Consider the following 16,925-nt stretch of genomic DNA (forward strand, 5'->3'; position numbering starts at 1 on the left):
TTAAGGGCGCATTGTGCGCCCTTAAACTTAACTCAAGGTGAAGCGCGTCCAGACTTTTGAACGCCAGCGCCTCGCCATGATTAAACCTCGGAACCACTCATCGAGTGCAATCGCCATCCAAGCACCGATAACACCAAAGCCCCAATGCACACCAAATAGGTAACTCATGGCTACGCCTAGTCCCCACATACTGAGAATGCCCATTTGGACTGGGAATTTAATATCTCCTGCGGCTTTTAGTGCCGAGATAAAGATCAAATTAAACACCCGACCAGCTTCTAAGATAATTGACCCTGCAATGAGACTGGCTGTGAGTGCTGAAATCTCGGGATCGGCGGTGAACAGCGGAATAATGTTGTCGCGCAGTAAATAGATAGCAATAGTCACCAGTGTCGAAACAACAAAGCCAATCACAAAGTAGCGTTGTACCAGCTTGAGAATCGAATCGATCCAACCACGCCCAATATAGTAGCCTGCTTGTATCTGGCTGCCTTGCCCTAATGCAAGGGCAAAGGCGAATGACAGACGCGCAATATTTTGTGCGTAGGTAAAGGCGGCGAGTGAGGCGGTGCCCATCTGAACGATAAAAAAGGTGATGCATATTTGAGCCATATTGTATGACAGGACCTCACCTGCATTCATAACACCTATCTTTACGATGCGAGAATAAATCGTCTTCGGAATCTGCTTAAATTGACCAAACGGTAGCGAAATATCACTACGTCGAATGACCACCGCTAAAATCAGAGTGCCGATAACTTGGCTGATGACAGTAGCAATCGCGACACCTTCCACGCCATATACGGGTAAGCCGAAAGGTTGGTAAAGGGCGATGTAGTTGCCGACAATATTGATGACACCACTAATCAGGTTGACGACCATTGGTGCGCGTGAATAGCCATTACTGCGCAAAATAGTCGTCAGGACAATGCCGAGTGTAATGTTAAACGTCAACGCTCCACTGATGACTAAGTACTCATGAGCATATTGCTCTACCTGTGCTTCAAGCCCGTACAGCGGTAAAAAATGATAAGCGCCGATCACTGCGATCACGCTTAACGAAATTCCGACGAGCGCGGAAAGGGCAATACTTGCGATACCAACATACGCAGATTCCAAAGTACGGTTGGAACCATTGTATTGAGCAATAAGGATCCCAGTCCCACTGCTAACCATTGAAGATACAATGATAAGAAAGAACGATAGCTGAGAAATGACGCCTACGGCAGAAACGGCTTTGTCTGAGTATCCACTTAGCATGAATACATCACTGGTATTGAGTGCTGTCCTTAGCAAAATTTCGACGAATAGAGGCCATGTCAGGGCGACGATATTCATACGTTTATCGATAGAACTTGCTGAATTCGACATAGGGGTCTTAACAAATGAAGTGGAACCGATAATTATATAATCACAAAGAAAGTGTGGATATGAGTTTTCTTACTTACTGGGAAAATCACTAAGCTGTGGACTTTTCTTTGTGTGATAAAGTGGTGCTTTGATAGTGAATGGATTCAGGACGAAACATTGAGCGGAAAAATTACAGTCAGAGCATACAGTCGCAGCTCAGATGGACACACTCATGATCATCATCAGGTACTGCTTCCTCTTCGGGGCTACATTGATCTGACATTGGATGGCCGTGCTGCCAGTGTCTCTTATGGAGACTGCGTTGTCATTTTGTCTGGCTGTTACCATGAATTTCGTGCTCGTGAAGATTTCCGTTTTTTGGTGATCGATGTAGAGCAACTTCCACAATCATTGCTCACACTGGAACAGCCAATTCTTTTACTTGATGAAGCGACCCATCAGTATGTCCGCTTTATTGAAAAACAGTTGGAACACAATATTGAGGATGAGCTAGAAGAGAGCATGCTTGGGTTACTCTTTGAGCTGCTTTCACGTCAATGTTCGACAAGTAAAATGGACAACCGAATCAAGCAGGTGATCCAATATATTAATCAAGATATTGCTGCGAATTACACTATCGAAGAGTTATCTAAGGTGGCTTGTTTAAGCCCTACTCAGTTCAAGCATTTGTTTGGCAAAGAGATGCAACTCACGCCTCTCAAGTATCTCGCCAAACTAAGAATGGAAAAAGCGCGCACTCTGCTGACCAACACCGATATGCCAATCAGCAGAATTTCAGAGGAAGTAGGATTTAGTAATCCATCTTCGTTTACGCGAAGCTTTAGCGGCTATTTTGGCTTATCACCGAAGAGCTTTCGTAGTCATGATTAGTGGATGTCTGGCGACGGTAGATAAGAACGCTAAACGCAACCAAAGTCATACCGAACAAGGTCGTACTGCTTAATGTCGTGCCAAACAGCAAGTGGTCAAACAGGTAAGTCAGTACCGGAACTGCATAAAACAATACGCTGACTTTGTCCGAGCTCTCTTTGTTGACCATATACATCAGCAATAGCAAGGCGCCTACAGAGACAACAATGCTCATCCATAGCGCAGAGAAAACAAGCTCACCAGTCCAATTAATCTCCCATCCAACATACAGGCTAACAAGCGTAAATATCGTGCTTGATAGTAGACATTGATACCACATCGCTTGAACTGGTTGGATGGTGACTTTTGTCTGTTTGATGGTGCCAAACGTGAGTGCTAATAGCGCGAGCACGGCAGACAATAATCCAGACCAACCTATTTCAGTCAGAGTTTGCGCGCCAGCTATGGCGATGCATAGGCCAGTGAAGCCTAAAACTAACAACAACACTTTGATGCGGTCAATTTTTTGCTGACAAAGTAACGGGGTGATGAGTGGCTGAATTCCCAGTACTAAAGTGACCAGCCCCGGTGACATCCCACTATCAATCGCCAAAATATAGAAAGTGAGGTAGAGAACTTGTAACAGTAAGCCGACCGTCAGTATTGAGGCGACATCACTTCGGGTTGGCTTAGAAAATGTTGCCTTGTTGAAACGTCTCGCGATGAGAAAAATTACCGAGATACAGAGCAGAGAAATCAGAGCCCGCAGGGCTAGAAAACTCCACTGTGAAGAGAACTGCAAGCCGAGCTTAACGATCACCGCACCACTACTCCACATCACCAGAAATAACACGGGTGCTATGGTATTGAGTTTAGTCATTGTGATTAACCTTATTGTTGATATGACAGAACATGCAAGTGGCGGCCGCGCACCTTGCTGATCACTATATCTGGTCTTGAGCTGGATAAATGATCCGAAAAGACGCTTTTCTGTTCGTGAAGGTCGTAGTTGACAGTGATAGACAAAACAAAAAAGGGCACCACTAGGTGCCCAAAAGGGGTTGTCATTATTATTTTAGGGCAACGGCAGGCGCGGCCTCTTGTAAGCGCTCTTGATCATTGAGTGACTTTTCGTATTGGCTGTACTTCCACCAAGCAAAACCTAGGAAGATAACAATGCCGCCAACGTTGTAGAAAATGATGGTCATGATGTCTGCGCCTGTTGGGAACGTTGACGCTAGGAAGCCCACAGTGAAGATACCGATCAGAATCGAAACCACGGCAATCCCTGTCATGCGTGAACCCATTTTGAAATCACGCTCTAGATGATCCAGTTTTAGGCGCAAGTTTAGGTAAGCCAGCATAATGAACAGCGGTGGGAGCATTGAAGCCGCTGCGGTCATATTGATCACCGTATTCATAAGATCCTGAGCTGTATTTGAGCCTAAGGTTGGGATAATCATTAGTGGGAATACGATGGCGTACTGTACCCAAGCTGCACGTGCTGGAACGCCATTTTCATTAAGCTCTACCGTTTTCTTACCAAAGATACCTTCAGGAATTTCTGAGAAGAAGATTTTTACAGGTGTTGCAGTCCACATTAGTAGAGAGCCAAACATGGCTGTGAATGAAACCAAGCCCACGAAACGGTTCATCAGGATTTCAGGTAGGCCAAAGTAACTTGCTAGCCCTTCAAATACCTGAACTGAGCCACCTGTGTATTTTAGCTCTGAGCTAGAGACAAATACGTTGATGAGTACAGAAGAGACAGAGTAAAGCGCACCAATAAAGATACCTGCAATAATGATCACTTTTACAAAAGACTTAGAACCACCTTTAACGTCGTTGACGTAAACCGCGACAGACTCAGCACCGCCCGCAGCCATAAAGATCCATGTAGTAATGCCAAGGAATGCCCAACTGAAATCAGGGATCATTGCTTCAACAGTTACTGGGTCAGCCGGTTCTACGCCGCCAAGTAGCGCAGCGCCAGAAAGCAAGATGTACGAGATAGTCAGTAACAGCATTAATGATGAAGTGACGGAAGTAATTGGCCCCAGCATTTTTGCGCCGTTGGTAGACACATAAGTTGCGAACGCAAACAGGATCATACTGAGAGCAGTGGTCGCGAATGGTGTCAGAATGTACTCATAGCCAAGGAAAGCATAGGAAGCGTAGGCGATAACGCGTGGCAGTAGTGAGGTAAAGAAGAACAGGTTTACGAACCAGTAAGTGTAAGCAGAAATAAATGCCCAGCGACCACCGAGTGAGCTTTTAACCCAAGCATAAACCCCAGCTTCTGAATCTTTGTTGAGAGAAACGAACTCAGCGATGATTAAGCAGAAAGGGATGAAATAAAAGATGGTCGCTAAGAAGAACATTGGTGCCGATGCTAGACCGATTTCAATATTGTTGTTAATGACGTTGTTGAAACTGAATACGGCAGCAAAGGTTAAGGACAGCAAGCCAAACTTGCCTATGGTGTTACGTTTGGTATCAGACATTTGTTATATCTCCGAAGAGTCACGTGTTTGTAGGGTTTTATCGAGAGGCTGATGCGACAGGCATCGCCCCTCGTTGTTATTGGTATGAATGTCTTGGTTACTTGTTGAGGAAGTAGCCATCTTCGATGGTTACTTTCAGCACCACTTTGCGCACTCGGTTGTCACCTAAGAAACGATAGCCTTGGCTATTGTCAAAAATGGCCAACTGACCTGCGCTCAGTTCACGTACTTGCCCTTTACCTATCAGGTATTCACGATCCGTTTCATCGCTATACGCCTCAAGCTGTTGTAGCTGAGACTTATCCGCAAATTCTACTGATTCTTTGCCTTCCAGATAGTAGTGCACATCAAAGTAGCGGCGGTTACCGATAAAAGTGTCATTGTTCAGTGAAATGCCATCTTCAATCATGTACACCAGTGAGTCGCCAATGGAGTGCATTACGCCATCTTTGATGTTGACGCAGTTTTCAATCGCCTCAACACAGCGGTTCCATTTACGACCATTGCGGTACACTTGTTTGAATTGCTCTAAGCTTTCTAACACGATCATGGGTTATGCCTCGTTTACATCAGTTGTTGTGACACGCTTGTTCTTAAAGAAGGCGTCACCAAAGTTGTGTGCAGCCAGTGCTTGGGCGTTACAGTCACCCGCTTGCAGTGGCATTAGTGTCAGGCCATAGCAAAACTCATCCATGTAGACACGGTATGAATCGAGCACTTCACTGCCCCAAGAATTGGAACCAAGTCCCATCAATTTGTGGTCGAGATTCAGAGTGATGTAACCACTTTTCTCAAGCTCAATTGTGTGCTGAGCTTGATGTAGATTTTGGTTGGTGTAGAACCAAGCACTGAAGTTGATCTCTTGCTGAGGCTTTACTAACAAACCGGTGCCATTGCGATTAGTCAAAGCTGCCCAGCGAACGTTTTGACGGTTGCCGTTATTTTGAGGGAATGGGTAGTTCTCAAACATATCAGCGACGGTTGTCTGGTAAACATCAATCATGTTGGCTTGCTTGCTGTCTTGGTAGTTTTCTTCTGGGCCACGACCATAGTATTTGACCTGTTCGAACTCACCATTGATCCCAAGATCTAAACCGATCACAGGAATGACATGCGGGTAATTGCCATAGCGTTCGCCGCTCAGTTCTAGGTTGAGTTGTCCTTCAGCGTTGATCTGGTAGCGGTAGCTGCAACGCATCCCGAAATCGAATACTGGTGGCGCGATGATACTGGTCGTGGTGATTTCGACTTTGCCATCAATCAGCTCAACATTGAGGGTGCGGAAGTGCTCTTGCATGATTTGAAGGTGGGCAGGTTGCCACAATCCTTCATGCTCTTGCTTGTGGTTGTCGATCATTGGTTTGAAGAAGTTGAGCTTCGGTTCAGATTTGATCAGCTCCTCACCATTGACCAACCAGGAGGTTAGCTTGCCATTGACTTTCGAGAAGTTAATTGCAAAGTTATGGCCCTCAATCAAATAACCAAGACGGCTCTCTTCGATATTTAACCTGGTTGCGTTGGCGTTACTATAAGTTGTAGTGGTTGCCGTATTTGCTTTGATTGGGTATTGGTAAACCGCAATGTCGTGGTTAGCCGCGCTGTAGAGAGTGCAGCTATCTTTACGCACGGTAAAGTTGACGAAGACTTCACGTTGATCCAATTCCGGGATCGCAATCTCAATGTCTCGTTCAGAGTTGGCGGCTAAGTCAGCTACTTTGAATTGAACGGTGCGTAAAGTCTCACCTTCGGCGCGAATATCTGCGGTAATGGTGTAATCGTTGATGTCTGAGAACCACAGCTTGTTTTCAACGGTAAACTTACCCATTTGTGGGTCGATAGCGCGGATTTTTACTGGCGCGATCACCTGCTTGTACTCTTTCAAGCCTGGGCCTGGAGTTTGGTCAGGGTAGATCAAACCATCCATACAGAAGTTGTAGTTGTTAGGGTAGTCGCCATAGTCACCACCGTATTTGTAGAAAGACTCACCTTTCTCATCGTGGGCTAAAATGCCATGGTCACACCATTCCCAAACATAATGACCTTGGATGTGATCATGTTTGTAGAACACATTTTGATATTCAGTCAGACCACCTGGGCCATTACCCATAGCGTGGGCGTATTCACAGATGATGCGCGGTTTTTCGTGCGGGAACTCGCCGAAATAGTTCATAAATTGTGCACGTGAGTACATGGTTGAAATGACATCAACAACCTCCGCGTCACGGTCTTCTTCATAGTGGACGAGACGAGTGTCATCAATCGCTTTGGTTGCCGCGCACATCGCGCGGATGTTACAGCCGTAGCCTGATTCGTTGCCCATCGACCACATGATGATGGATGGATGGTTTTTTTGTGCGTGGATGTGGCGTTCGGCGCGCTCGACAAACACAGCTTCCCACGCGGCATCATTCGTGATTCGGCTCAAATCTCCCACGTTGGCAAAACCATGAGTTTCTACATCGGTTTCCGCCATAACGAACAGACCATAGATATCACACAGTTCATAGAAGCGAGGGTCATTAGGGTAGTGAGCTGTACGCACAGAGTTAATATTGTGTTGCTTCATCAACACGATGTCTTTCTCGACGCGATCCATTCCCACAGCGCGACCCTTTAGATGATCGTTGTCGTGACGGTTAACCCCGTGGAGCATTACATATTGATTGTTGATGTAAAACAGGCCATCACGCACTTTAATGTCACGGAAGCCAACTCGTTGTGGGATCACTTCCAAGATGTTGCCTTGATTATCACGCAGAGTGATCAGAAGTTGATAAAGGTAAGGATTTTCAGCGGTCCAGTGAACTGGGTGGGTCATCTCGATGTTAAAGCGAGCCTGAGCAGATTGGTCGATAGTCAGGTTACTGCATGAGCCTTGAGCAATAACCTGACCTTTATCCATCAGAGCGTAGTCTAGTGAGTAGCCATGCGCTTGCTGGTTACTAAGGTTCTCAAGTTCCACCTGACAAGAGAGCGTTGCTGCGACGTAGTCGTCGGCAAAGTCAGTGCGGACGGTAAAATCTTGCACATGGGTTTGTGGTCTACCCACAAGGTAAACATCACGGAAGATGCCGGCGGTCCACCACATATCCTGATCTTCGATGTAGGTAGAGTCAGCCCACTGCATCACGCGCACTGACAGAAGGTTATCGCCTTGTACTACGTATTTTGAAATGTCGAATTCGGCGGTAAGTCTGCTCCCTTTGCTAAAACCGACATATTGACCATTTACATAGACTTCAAAGTAGGTTTCCACACCATCAAATTTGATGATGGTTTGTTGATCATTCCAACTCTCGCTCAGAGTGAAATTACGCTGATAAGCGCCAGTTGGGTTATCGCTTGGCACAAAAGGAACATCAATTGGGAAAGGAAAACCTTCATCAGTGTATTGAAGATCGCCATGGCCTTCCATTTGCCACATATTTGGAACCGTAATCTGGCCCCACTGTTCCATCTTGTCAGTGTAAAACTCCTCAGGAACCAAGAGCGGGTTTGTGAAGTAGTTAAAACGCCACTGTCCGCTTAGCAGCATAAAGTGGTTGCTGAGCTCGCGTTGAAAAGTTTGTGCGCTGTTGACGGAGTCGTATGAGAAAAAATAGGCACGTGGTGCCATGCGGTTCTCATGTAAGTGTAGGAAGTTTTCCCAATTGTTCACGATTGCTCTCCCTCGGCTTAAAGCGTCCGATGACTGCCGACGTTCTGTTAAAAAATGCTCAGTGAGCTTATGGGAAAGATATTAGTAAAACTTTTACTAAAATAAATTAGTGAAAACGTTTTACTTTAACTGGATCACGATTTATTCGAGTCGGTAGGTGAAAGCTGTGATCACGATTAAAGAATAATGTTTAACCACATTTTATTGCTGGGTGAGGGGGGAGTAGCAGCATGGATTTGAGTTTTAAGTAATAAAAAAGGCACTGAAATTCAGTGCCTTAGAGATGCTGTTTGATTGATTTTATTTGAATCGTTGTTCAAGATGCGGAGTGAGAATGGCTAGCCACTGCTCTGGAGTCATTGAGTGGTGCCTCTTAGTTTTAGCTTGCTCGGAACATAAACCTGTAATGGTAGGGCGCGACCATCACGAACTTTTTCAATGAGAAGGTTAACGCCTTGAATTCCCATCATCTCTGAGTGAATTCGCACCGTAGACAGGGATGGGAACGTAAACTTTGCGGTAGGAATATCGTTCACACTAATAAGCGAAATGTCTTCAGGGATATTAAGCCCGTGCTCATGAATGGCTCTTAACACCCCAATCGCAATTGAATCCGAGGCAATAAATAACGCTCTAGGGAAGTCCGGTTTTGCCAGCATTTCTTTAGCAAGCTTATACCCAGATGAGCTGGTGAACTCGCCACGATAGATATCATCAAGTGACACTACGCCTTTAAGTTGCCCATATTCAGCGAAGGCAATTTCACGAATGTCGGCACAATTGGGTTTATCCTGACCCCCAATAAAACCAATACGTTTAAAGCCCTGGTCGATGAAAAAATCGGTGATTTGTTTGCTGATTCGTTTGAGGTCAATGTCGACAGAATCGAATTCAGAGTCACAGTCACTGAAGTCGACATAGCAAATATTGTCAGTCATCTTAGTCAACTGGGCTAAGGTGGTCGGATTGCTTCGTCCAACCAAAAGAACACCCGTTATCTTATTGCTTGCTGCGACGATTTCATTGTTATAACAATTTGTTAGCTCAATGTTTAGTTTATCGCATTGAGTTTCGATGCCGTGGCGGATAGAAAGGTAATAGGGGTCGTTGACTTCCGCTTCCTGAGGGTAGTTGTATACCGCCATAAAGTGATGATTTTGTTTTCTAGCTAGCGCCGCTTTCTTGGAGCTACTGGTTTTATACTCTAGCTTTTCTGCGATCTCAAAAATGCGGTGCTTAGTCTCTTCTTTAACACTTAATGTTGGATCGTCGTTAAGTACCCTTGATACGGTAGCTAAGGAAACCCCCGCTTCCGTCGCAATATCTTTCAATGTTGCCATTAATTATTACGTCCCTTTATTACTTGTTGCGCTTACGTAGGCAATCTAACTATGCCAAGTATTGTAAACAATCACACCGATCAAGTACCGATTTTTAGTAAAAAATAGCAAACATTGTTATCTATTCGAATGCTGAATGGAAAAAGCTTCAACGGAAATCTTGTTTACTACGGCCAATCGGTCATCAACTTTGATTAACTAAACCATTTATCACACTAATCTTGAAGGTCATTTATGGTTAATTTTGTGGAAACGTTTACATAACGCGAAATTGATCACGGATCTTGGACGTCGTTGATTGATAGACTTTTGCCATCGAAGAGATTTGAGCATGGTATTGCTCACCGATTGATGGAGATCGAATAGTGAAAGTTCTTGTTACCGGCGGTATGGGATACATAGGCAGTCATACTTGTGTGCAGATGATTGAAGCAGGTATTGACCCCATTATTGTAGATAATCTTTGCAACGCCAAAGAAGAGGTGCTTACTCGTATCGATGCTCTGACTGGTAAAACACCGACGTTTTACGTCGGTGACATCCGTGATGAAGCATTTCTCGATTCTGTATTTTCGAAACATGACATCACGTCGGTGATCCACTTTGCTGGGCTAAAAGCGGTTGGTGAATCTGTTGAAAAGCCCCTCGAATACTATGACAACAATGTTAATGGCACAGTGGTTCTTGCTCGTTCGATGCGTAAAGCGGGTGTCAAAAGCCTTGTTTTCAGCTCTTCTGCCACTGTTTATGGCGATCCTCAACAAGTTCCTATCACCGAAGAGTCGCCAACTGGAGCGACGACAAACCCTTATGGTCGCAGCAAATATATGGTTGAACAGTGCCTCAGTGATCTGTTTGCTGCTGAGCAGGACTGGAGCATCACGTTGTTACGCTACTTTAATCCTGTTGGAGCACACCCTTCTGGAACGATGGGGGAAGATCCCCAAGGTATTCCAAATAACTTGATGCCATTCATTGCTCAGGTTGCTGTTGGGAGACGTGAGCGCTTGTCTATTTTTGGTGACGATTATCCTACACAAGATGGTACCGGTATCCGCGACTATATACATGTCATGGATCTCGCTGACGGGCATATCGCGGCACTGAACTCTGTGGGGAGTCAACATGGTTTGCATGTCTACAACCTAGGTACGGGGAAAGGATCGAGTGTATTGCAGATGGTGGAGGCGTTTAGTCGTGCCTGTGGACATGCCGTTCCTTACCAAATATGCCCTCGTAGAGCTGGTGATATTGCTGAGTGCTGGGCAAGCACTGAAAAGGCTGAAAAAGAGTTGGGATGGCGCGCGCTGCGCAGTATCGATGAAATGACAGCCGATACTTGGAATTGGCAGTCAAACAACCCTCAGGGTTATTCCGCCTAACACCATATTTGATTTGAAAATAGTTTAAGTAGTTGAGTAAGTACGATGTCGAAGATTGAGTTTAACCCTGTGGATCATCCACACCGCCGATTCAACCCATTAACTGGGCAGTGGATTCTTGTATCGCCACATCGAGCCAAGCGACCTTGGAGTGGCGCTGATGAGAAAGCGGCTGTAGATGAACTACCTGAATATCAAGCAGATTGTTTTCTATGTCCAACAAACCAACGTATTTCGGGGGATGTGAACCCAGATTATCAGGGCACTTATGTGTTTAGTAATGACTTTGCTGCATTAATGCCAGATTCACCAGATGCACCTGAATCAGACAATCCATTGTTCAAAACACAAGGCGTTCGAGGGCTGAGTCGAGTTATCTGTTTTTCTCCTGATCACAGCAAAACCTTGCCAGAACTCTCTGTGACTCAGATCCGCGGTGTAATAGATACTTGGAACCGTCAGATCGAAGAGTTAGGTGAGCACTACATCTGGGTTCAGGCATTCGAAAATAAGGGGGAAACCATGGGCTGTTCTCAGCCTCACCCACACGGTCAGATTTGGGCGAACAGTTTCCTACCGAATGAAATCGAACGCAAAGAGCAGAATCTTAAAGCCTACTACCAACAACACGGCAGCAATTTGCTGGTGGACTATGTGAATGCTGAATTGAAAGACGGTTCACGAGTTGTGGTGGAAACCGAGCATTGGGTAGCTTTGGTGCCATATTGGGCGGCATGGCCATTTGAAACCCTGTTACTGCCTAAAACGCATATTCGCCGTATGAGTGAATTGACTGACGAACAACGCGATGATCTTGCCGTGGCGATCAAGAAGTTGACCAGCCGTTATGACAACTTGTTCCAATGCTCATTCCCTTACTCAATGGGCTGGCATTATGCCCCCTTCTTTGAACAGGGGACGGATATTGAACATTGGCAGCTTCATGCACTGTTCTATCCACCACTTTTGCGCAGTGCCACAGTACGAAAATTTATGGTTGGTTACGAAATGTTGGCCGAAAGCCAACGTGATCTCACCGCAGAACAAGCTGCACAACGTCTTCGTGACTTGAGTGATGTTCATTACAAAGAACAGAAGTAACCAACCATTTTAGCCAGCAATGCAGTGCAAGCGCTGGCATGAAAAATTTAACAGAATTCTAGAGGGCTTTATGTCAGAACTAATCAACAGTGTGAAAGCATCATTTAGCCAAGTACTTGGCTACGCAGCGAGCCATATCATTCAGGCTCCAGGGCGCGTCAATCTTATTGGTGAACACACCGACTACAACGATGGTTTTGTATTGCCATGTGCGATCGACTATCAAACGGTCGTTGCTGCGGCGAAACGTAACGATAGTATTGTGCGAGTTGTTGCCGTTGATTACGAAAACCAAACCGATGAGTTTGATATCAGCCAAGAGATCACTTTTGTTAAGGATAAAATGTGGGCCAACTACATCCGCGGTGTGGTCAAGTGCTTGCTCGCCCGAGGCTATGAGTTTGGCGGTGCAGATATTTCTGTGAGTGGTAACGTACCGCAAGGCGCGGGCTTGAGTTCTTCTGCTGCGCTAGAAGTCGTGATAGGTCAAACTTTTAAAGTGCTTTATCAGCTAGAGATTTCTCAGGCGGAGATTGCGCTCAATGGTCAACAGGCAGAAAACGAATTTGTTGGCTGTAATTGCGGCATTATGGATCAGATGATTTCCGCTGAAGGCAAAGAAAATCATGCAATGTTGCTAGATTGTCGAAGCTTGGAAACCGAATCTGTCTCTATGCCTGCTGATATGTCCGTTGTGATCATCAACTCCAATAAAAAACGCGGTCTGGTGGACAGTGAGTACAACACTCGCCGTCAACAATGCGAGCAAGCGGCCAGTCTCTTTGGTGTTAAAGCGTTACGTGATGTCACTATGACTGAATTTGAAGCGAAAGCAGATCAGCTTGATGAAGTGGTCGCTAAGCGTGCTCGTCACGTAATCACCGAAAATGAGCGAACACTTGCAGCCGCTCAAGCATTGCGTGCAAACGATCTCAAGCGTATGGGGCAGTTAATGGCACAATCGCACATTTCTATGCGTGACGATTTTGAAATTACCGTCAAAGAGATTGACACCTTAGTGGATATTGTTAAAGCGGTTATCGGCGAGCAAGGCGGTGTACGTATGACGGGGGGCGGCTTTGGTGGTTGTATTGTTGCAGTAATGCCGCCTGAACTTGTCGAGCCAGTCAAAGCAGCTGTTGCTGAGCAATATCAAGTCGCAACCGGATTAAAAGAGTCTATCTACGTTTGTCAGGCCAAAGATGGCGCCGGCCTGATTGAAATGTGCTAAGGACTGTTGATGGAAAATTCTCTCTTTCGCACCATGACTGAGCAGCTTGCCTATGACGGTCAGCCCGCTCAGTTATTTGAATTAACCAATGTGAGTGGGGTTCGCATTGTGTTGATGGACATCGGAGCAACATGGCTCAGTTGTCGTTTGCCTTTGGCGTGTGGTGAGCTGCGCGAAGTTTTGTTAGGTGTAGGGACCATGGCAGACTTTGAGCGTCAGCCTAGTTACATGGGGGTAACGGTTGGCCGCTATGCGAACCGCATTGCCAATGGGCTTTTTACGCTTGATGGGCAGTCATATCAGTTGTCTGTGAACCAGGCTGGTAACTGCTTGCATGGTGGCATCTCGGGTTTTGATAAGCGGCGCTGGCAAGTGGTCGAACAGCAAACCAATACCATTATTTTTGGCTTGAGTTCAGCCGATGGGGATCAAGGTTTCCCTGGGAATCTTGATGTTCAACTGCGCTATCAGCTCCATGATGATGGACGATTCGATATTGAATACATCGCTCATTGTGACAAAGCGACGCCGATAAATTTGACCAATCATGCTTATTTTAATCTCAATGGTACAGAGAGTGAGTTGGATGCCCGTTCACATCAACTGCAAATCGAAGCGGATTACTACTTGCCGACAAATGAGAATGGTATCCCACTTGACGATTTGGTCAGTGTCCAAGGTACTGGTTTTGATTTCCGTAGCGTCAAAAGTGTCGCTCAAGACTTATTAGCGGATGAGCAACAACAAGCCGCTAAGGGATATGATCACAGCTACTGGTTTGATCCACAACGTGATACCAGTGTGCCTGTAGCGACGTTGACCAGTCAGGATCAGCAAGTGTCTCTTTCGGTGATAACTGACAAACCCGCGATGCAACTTTATTGCGGCAATTGGTTAGCGGGTACGCCAGCGAGAGCGGGAAAAGAGTATGCAGATTATGCGGGATTAGCCCTAGAAACGCAGTTTTTGCCGGACTCGCCCAATCACCCACAATGGCCGCAGTCAGGTGTCATTCTACGTCCGGGAGAGGAATATCGTTATCAAACGACATTCCAATTCTCCCGCTCGCGATAATCGCCAGATAGAAAAAGCCAGTCACACGACTGGCTTTTTATTATTTAAGGAAGCGTCAGCTACGCCGTTTAGAATCCTTCATGCTGGTCAATTGCAACGCGAGCTTCACTCATCGAGCAACCTGTTTCTTGCACGAGTTGACTAACGGTCATGGTGGGATTGCTGAGCAGTATTTGAGACAAATCGACGTCAGGTTCGGGCAAGGATTTGCCAATCGCTGCAACTATCCACTGTTGATCCTCATCTTTTAGAGTCTCTATCAATGAGCGCAATTGCTGTTCGTGTCCGCTCAACTGCCAATGCCTTGAACGTCGAATTCGCTTTAACTGACAACCATGCTGGTTGGCACACTTGATCACCGTTGTTTTGTCTGCAACACGGTGGACGAAACTGTTGAGAGTGATGGACAACATGCCTTAGTGTTCCTCAAACCAATGTTGGACAAAATCGATGAAGGCTGACAGCTTGGTGCTACGACGAAGCTGAGGAGGGAAGATCAGGTAGATGTTGCTTTGAGTCATTACATAGTCAGGTAAGACTTGCAACAGTTTGCCGCTATCCAGCGCGGGCTTGACTAAATAACAGGGCATCTTGATCACCCCTTTGCCTTTCAACGCCGCATCAAGCAGTAGAAGGTTATCGTTGATGAGCATATCGCCATCTGTTGCCACTTCAATCATCTGATTATCGTTTGTGGAAAATGGCCATTTACGTAGATTTGGATCAGATAAACAGTTGTGTTTAGTGAGATCTTGCGGATGAGTCGGGATGCCGTTTTGAGCCAAATAGTCTGGTGAGGCGCAGCAAATGTGTTGGTACGGCATCAGTTTTTTCGCCACCATATTCTCTGGTGGGGTATTGGTCGCACGGATGGCTAGGTCGAAGTTGCTTTTGGTGAGGTCTTCTCTGGTATAGCCAATGTCTAAGTCAAATTCGATGTCAGGGTGCAGCAGTTGAAATTGATGGCAAATCTCGATCAGAAAGCGGTGGCTGAAAATGGTGGGGGCGGTAATTCGTAGCAGTCCGCCGACGGTACTCTTGGTGTGATCGAGTTCCTTTTCTAACTCAAGGATTGACGCATTGATACCTTGCATTTTTGCTAGAATCTTTTCCCCTGCGGCTGTTAAGCGAACACTGCGCGTAGAGCGGATTAATAAGCTGGTTTCTAGCTCCTGCTCTAGCTGGAGTATTTGCGATGAGAGATAGCTCCTCGAAATGCCGAGATTATCTGCGGCTTTAGAAAAGCTAAGTTGTTTGGCTACCTCGCCAAATAGTGCGTAGCGCTCGAAACGCTTGTGCATTTTATGCATCAACACAAACCTATAATTCGAAATCTGTTGTTGATTATATCGTTCAATATAGAAAATTAAAGTAAGTTAATTGTGCGTTATACCGAATTATCTTTTCGTCTTTATGGTCTTAATCGTCCTGCTGGCTGGCAGTATACTGAATCCAGAACAGCGCAAGTATCGCTGATAAATTGCATCTTTCAGGGGACAAATATGAACAAGTCACACCCGGTTTTTTCACCGATGATCCAAGGTTACTGGCGCATGGCAGAGTGGGGTATGAATACTCAGCAACAGCATGCGTTTGTACAGCAACATCTTGAGTTGGGTATCACCACGGTTGATCATGCTCCAGTGTATGGACCAGACTCTGCATGTGAGAAAATGTTTGGTCAGGTGCTGGCACTCGATAGTCGCTTGCGTGACCAGATTCAGATCGTTTCAAAATGTGGTATTTACCGTGGTGAAGGCAAGCAGGTCAATCACTACAACAGTAGCAAGGCTGCGATTATCGAATCGACTGAACAATCTCTTCGCCGTTTGAATACCGATCATCTCGACGTCTTGCTATTGCACCGTCCAGATCTGCTGATGGATGCCGATGAAGCCGCCGAAGCGTTCGCACAGTTAAACAGTGCTGGTAAAGTAAAGCATTTTGGTGTGTCTAACTTTACCCCAGCTCAGTTCGCGTTACTTCAATCTCGCCTTGATGTACCACTTATCACCAATCAGATTGAAATTAATCCGGTGAACTTACAAGTGACGGAAGATGGTACGCTGGAGCAGTTACAAAAGCTGCGAGTTCAGCCGATGGCTTGGTCATGTCTTGCTGGTGGTCGAATATTTAGCGATAGCAGTGAACAGGCATGCCGTCTACGTGACACATTATCTGAAGTTGGCCAAGAAATTGGAGCCGACTGTATTGACCAAGTCATTTTTGCTTGGGTGATGAGAATGCCTGCGCGCCCAGTTCCTATCATTGGTAGCGGTAACATCCAGCGCGTGAAGACAGCGGTTGGCGCATTACAGCTGGAGTTGACACATGAACAGTGGTACCGCATCTGGGTTGCATCGAAAGGTCATGGTGTCGCGTAACTACCTGTATCAAAAGAGGGCTCTAGTTTGA

General features: G+C 45.9%; 14 protein-coding genes. 6 read left to right on the forward strand and 8 right to left on the reverse strand.

All coding sequences use genetic code 11. From position 1 onward, the window contains the following. Positions 1-27 precede the first annotated feature (27 nt). The gene (locus ACQEXT_RS05445) at positions 28-1,371 is read right to left on the reverse strand and encodes an MATE family efflux transporter (protein WP_426950971.1); all 1,344 of its coding nucleotides are present in this window, start codon (positions 1,369-1,371) and stop codon (positions 28-30) included. A 111-nt stretch (positions 1,372-1,482) separates the two neighbouring features. Here ACQEXT_RS05445 and ACQEXT_RS05450 point away from each other — a divergent pair, with 111 nt between their 5' ends. Beyond that, a complete protein-coding gene (locus tag ACQEXT_RS05450; RefSeq protein WP_426950972.1) occupies positions 1,483-2,241 on the forward strand; it encodes a helix-turn-helix domain-containing protein in 759 nt (252 codons plus the stop codon). On the opposite strand, the gene ACQEXT_RS05455 is transcribed toward ACQEXT_RS05450, so the two are convergent. From ACQEXT_RS05455 to ebgR, 5 genes are all read right to left on the reverse strand, one after another. Further along, positions 2,192-3,100 (reverse strand): DMT family transporter, encoded by a 909-nt coding sequence (locus ACQEXT_RS05455; protein ID WP_426950973.1) that lies wholly within the window; start codon positions 3,098-3,100, stop codon positions 2,192-2,194. The two genes, ACQEXT_RS05450 and ACQEXT_RS05455, sit on opposite strands and share 50 nt — an antisense overlap. 190 nt (positions 3,101-3,290) lie before the next feature. Further along, positions 3,291-4,724 carry an amino acid permease gene (locus ACQEXT_RS05460; RefSeq protein ID WP_426950974.1) on the reverse strand — a complete coding sequence of 478 codons (1,434 nt, stop codon included), beginning with the start codon at positions 4,722-4,724 and terminating at the stop codon, positions 3,291-3,293. A gap of 97 nt (positions 4,725-4,821) precedes the next feature. Continuing rightward, complete coding sequence (locus ACQEXT_RS05465) at positions 4,822-5,274, reverse strand: beta-galactosidase subunit beta (protein ID WP_138970430.1); 453 nt, start codon at positions 5,272-5,274, stop codon at positions 4,822-4,824. Between the two features lie 3 nt (positions 5,275-5,277). Beyond that, complete coding sequence (gene ebgA / locus ACQEXT_RS05470; RefSeq protein WP_426950975.1) at positions 5,278-8,382, reverse strand: beta-galactosidase subunit alpha; 3,105 nt, start codon at positions 8,380-8,382, stop codon at positions 5,278-5,280. Positions 8,383-8,738: 356 nt separating this feature from the next. Next, the gene (gene ebgR / locus ACQEXT_RS05475) at positions 8,739-9,722 is read right to left on the reverse strand and encodes a transcriptional regulator EbgR (RefSeq protein WP_426950976.1); all 984 of its coding nucleotides are present in this window, start codon (positions 9,720-9,722) and stop codon (positions 8,739-8,741) included. Between the two features lie 365 nt (positions 9,723-10,087). On the opposite strand from ebgR, the gene galE reads away from it, so the two are divergent. The 4 genes from galE to galM all read left to right on the forward strand — a co-directional run bounded on the left by galE (position 10,088) and on the right by galM (position 14,510). Further along, entirely contained in the window at positions 10,088-11,104 is a 1,017-nt protein-coding gene (galE, locus tag ACQEXT_RS05480; RefSeq protein ID WP_331426690.1) for a UDP-glucose 4-epimerase GalE, read from the forward strand. Between the two features lie 45 nt (positions 11,105-11,149). Continuing rightward, positions 11,150-12,205, forward strand: coding sequence for a UDP-glucose--hexose-1-phosphate uridylyltransferase (locus ACQEXT_RS05485; protein WP_331416493.1), 1,056 nt, complete (start codon positions 11,150-11,152; stop codon positions 12,203-12,205). 70 nt (positions 12,206-12,275) lie between these two features. After that, positions 12,276-13,436: a galactokinase gene (galK, locus tag ACQEXT_RS05490; RefSeq protein ID WP_426950977.1), complete on the forward strand. Its 1,161-nt coding sequence runs from the start codon at positions 12,276-12,278 to the stop codon at positions 13,434-13,436. A gap of 9 nt (positions 13,437-13,445) precedes the next feature. Continuing rightward, positions 13,446-14,510: a galactose-1-epimerase gene (gene galM, locus ACQEXT_RS05495; protein ID WP_426950978.1), complete on the forward strand. Its 1,065-nt coding sequence runs from the start codon at positions 13,446-13,448 to the stop codon at positions 14,508-14,510. A 68-nt stretch (positions 14,511-14,578) separates the two neighbouring features. On the opposite strand, the gene ACQEXT_RS05500 is transcribed toward galM, so the two are convergent. Both ACQEXT_RS05500 and ACQEXT_RS05505 read right to left on the reverse strand, forming a co-directional pair. Further along, the gene (locus tag ACQEXT_RS05500; protein WP_426950980.1) at positions 14,579-14,923 is read right to left on the reverse strand and encodes a ribosome recycling factor family protein; all 345 of its coding nucleotides are present in this window, start codon (positions 14,921-14,923) and stop codon (positions 14,579-14,581) included. 3 nt (positions 14,924-14,926) lie between these two features. Continuing rightward, on the reverse strand, positions 14,927-15,820 hold the full coding sequence (locus ACQEXT_RS05505) for a LysR substrate-binding domain-containing protein (RefSeq protein WP_426950981.1): 894 nt from the start codon (positions 15,818-15,820) through the stop codon (positions 14,927-14,929). Positions 15,821-16,012: 192 nt separating this feature from the next. On the opposite strand from ACQEXT_RS05505, the gene ACQEXT_RS05510 reads away from it, so the two are divergent. Then, complete coding sequence (locus ACQEXT_RS05510; protein WP_426950982.1) at positions 16,013-16,894, forward strand: aldo/keto reductase; 882 nt, start codon at positions 16,013-16,015, stop codon at positions 16,892-16,894. Positions 16,895-16,925: the final 31 nt, after the last annotated feature.

The sequence above is a fragment of the Vibrio sp. TRT 29B02 genome (assembly GCF_050113655.1).
Lineage (GTDB): Bacteria > Pseudomonadota > Gammaproteobacteria > Enterobacterales > Vibrionaceae > Vibrio.

Excerpts from the sequence above, each read along its gene's own strand:
- ACQEXT_RS05460 (WP_426950974.1), bottom strand. The coding sequence starts at position 4,724 with ATGTCTGATACCAAACGTAACACCATAGGCAAGTTTGGCTTGCTGTCC.
- galK (WP_426950977.1), top strand. The coding sequence starts at position 12,276 with ATGTCAGAACTAATCAACAGTGTGAAAGCATCATTTAGCCAAGTACTT.
- ACQEXT_RS05465 (WP_138970430.1), bottom strand. The coding sequence starts at position 5,274 with ATGATCGTGTTAGAAAGCTTAGAGCAATTCAAACAAGTGTACCGCAAT.
- galM (WP_426950978.1), top strand. The coding sequence starts at position 13,446 with ATGGAAAATTCTCTCTTTCGCACCATGACTGAGCAGCTTGCCTATGAC.
- ACQEXT_RS05500 (WP_426950980.1), bottom strand. The coding sequence starts at position 14,923 with ATGTTGTCCATCACTCTCAACAGTTTCGTCCACCGTGTTGCAGACAAA.
- ACQEXT_RS05510 (WP_426950982.1), top strand. The coding sequence starts at position 16,013 with ATGAACAAGTCACACCCGGTTTTTTCACCGATGATCCAAGGTTACTGG.
- ACQEXT_RS05445 (WP_426950971.1), bottom strand. The coding sequence starts at position 1,371 with ATGTCGAATTCAGCAAGTTCTATCGATAAACGTATGAATATCGTCGCC.
- ACQEXT_RS05485 (WP_331416493.1), top strand. The coding sequence starts at position 11,150 with ATGTCGAAGATTGAGTTTAACCCTGTGGATCATCCACACCGCCGATTC.
- ACQEXT_RS05455 (WP_426950973.1), bottom strand. The coding sequence starts at position 3,100 with ATGACTAAACTCAATACCATAGCACCCGTGTTATTTCTGGTGATGTGG.
- ebgR (WP_426950976.1), bottom strand. The coding sequence starts at position 9,722 with ATGGCAACATTGAAAGATATTGCGACGGAAGCGGGGGTTTCCTTAGCT.
- ACQEXT_RS05505 (WP_426950981.1), bottom strand. The coding sequence starts at position 15,820 with ATGCATAAAATGCACAAGCGTTTCGAGCGCTACGCACTATTTGGCGAG.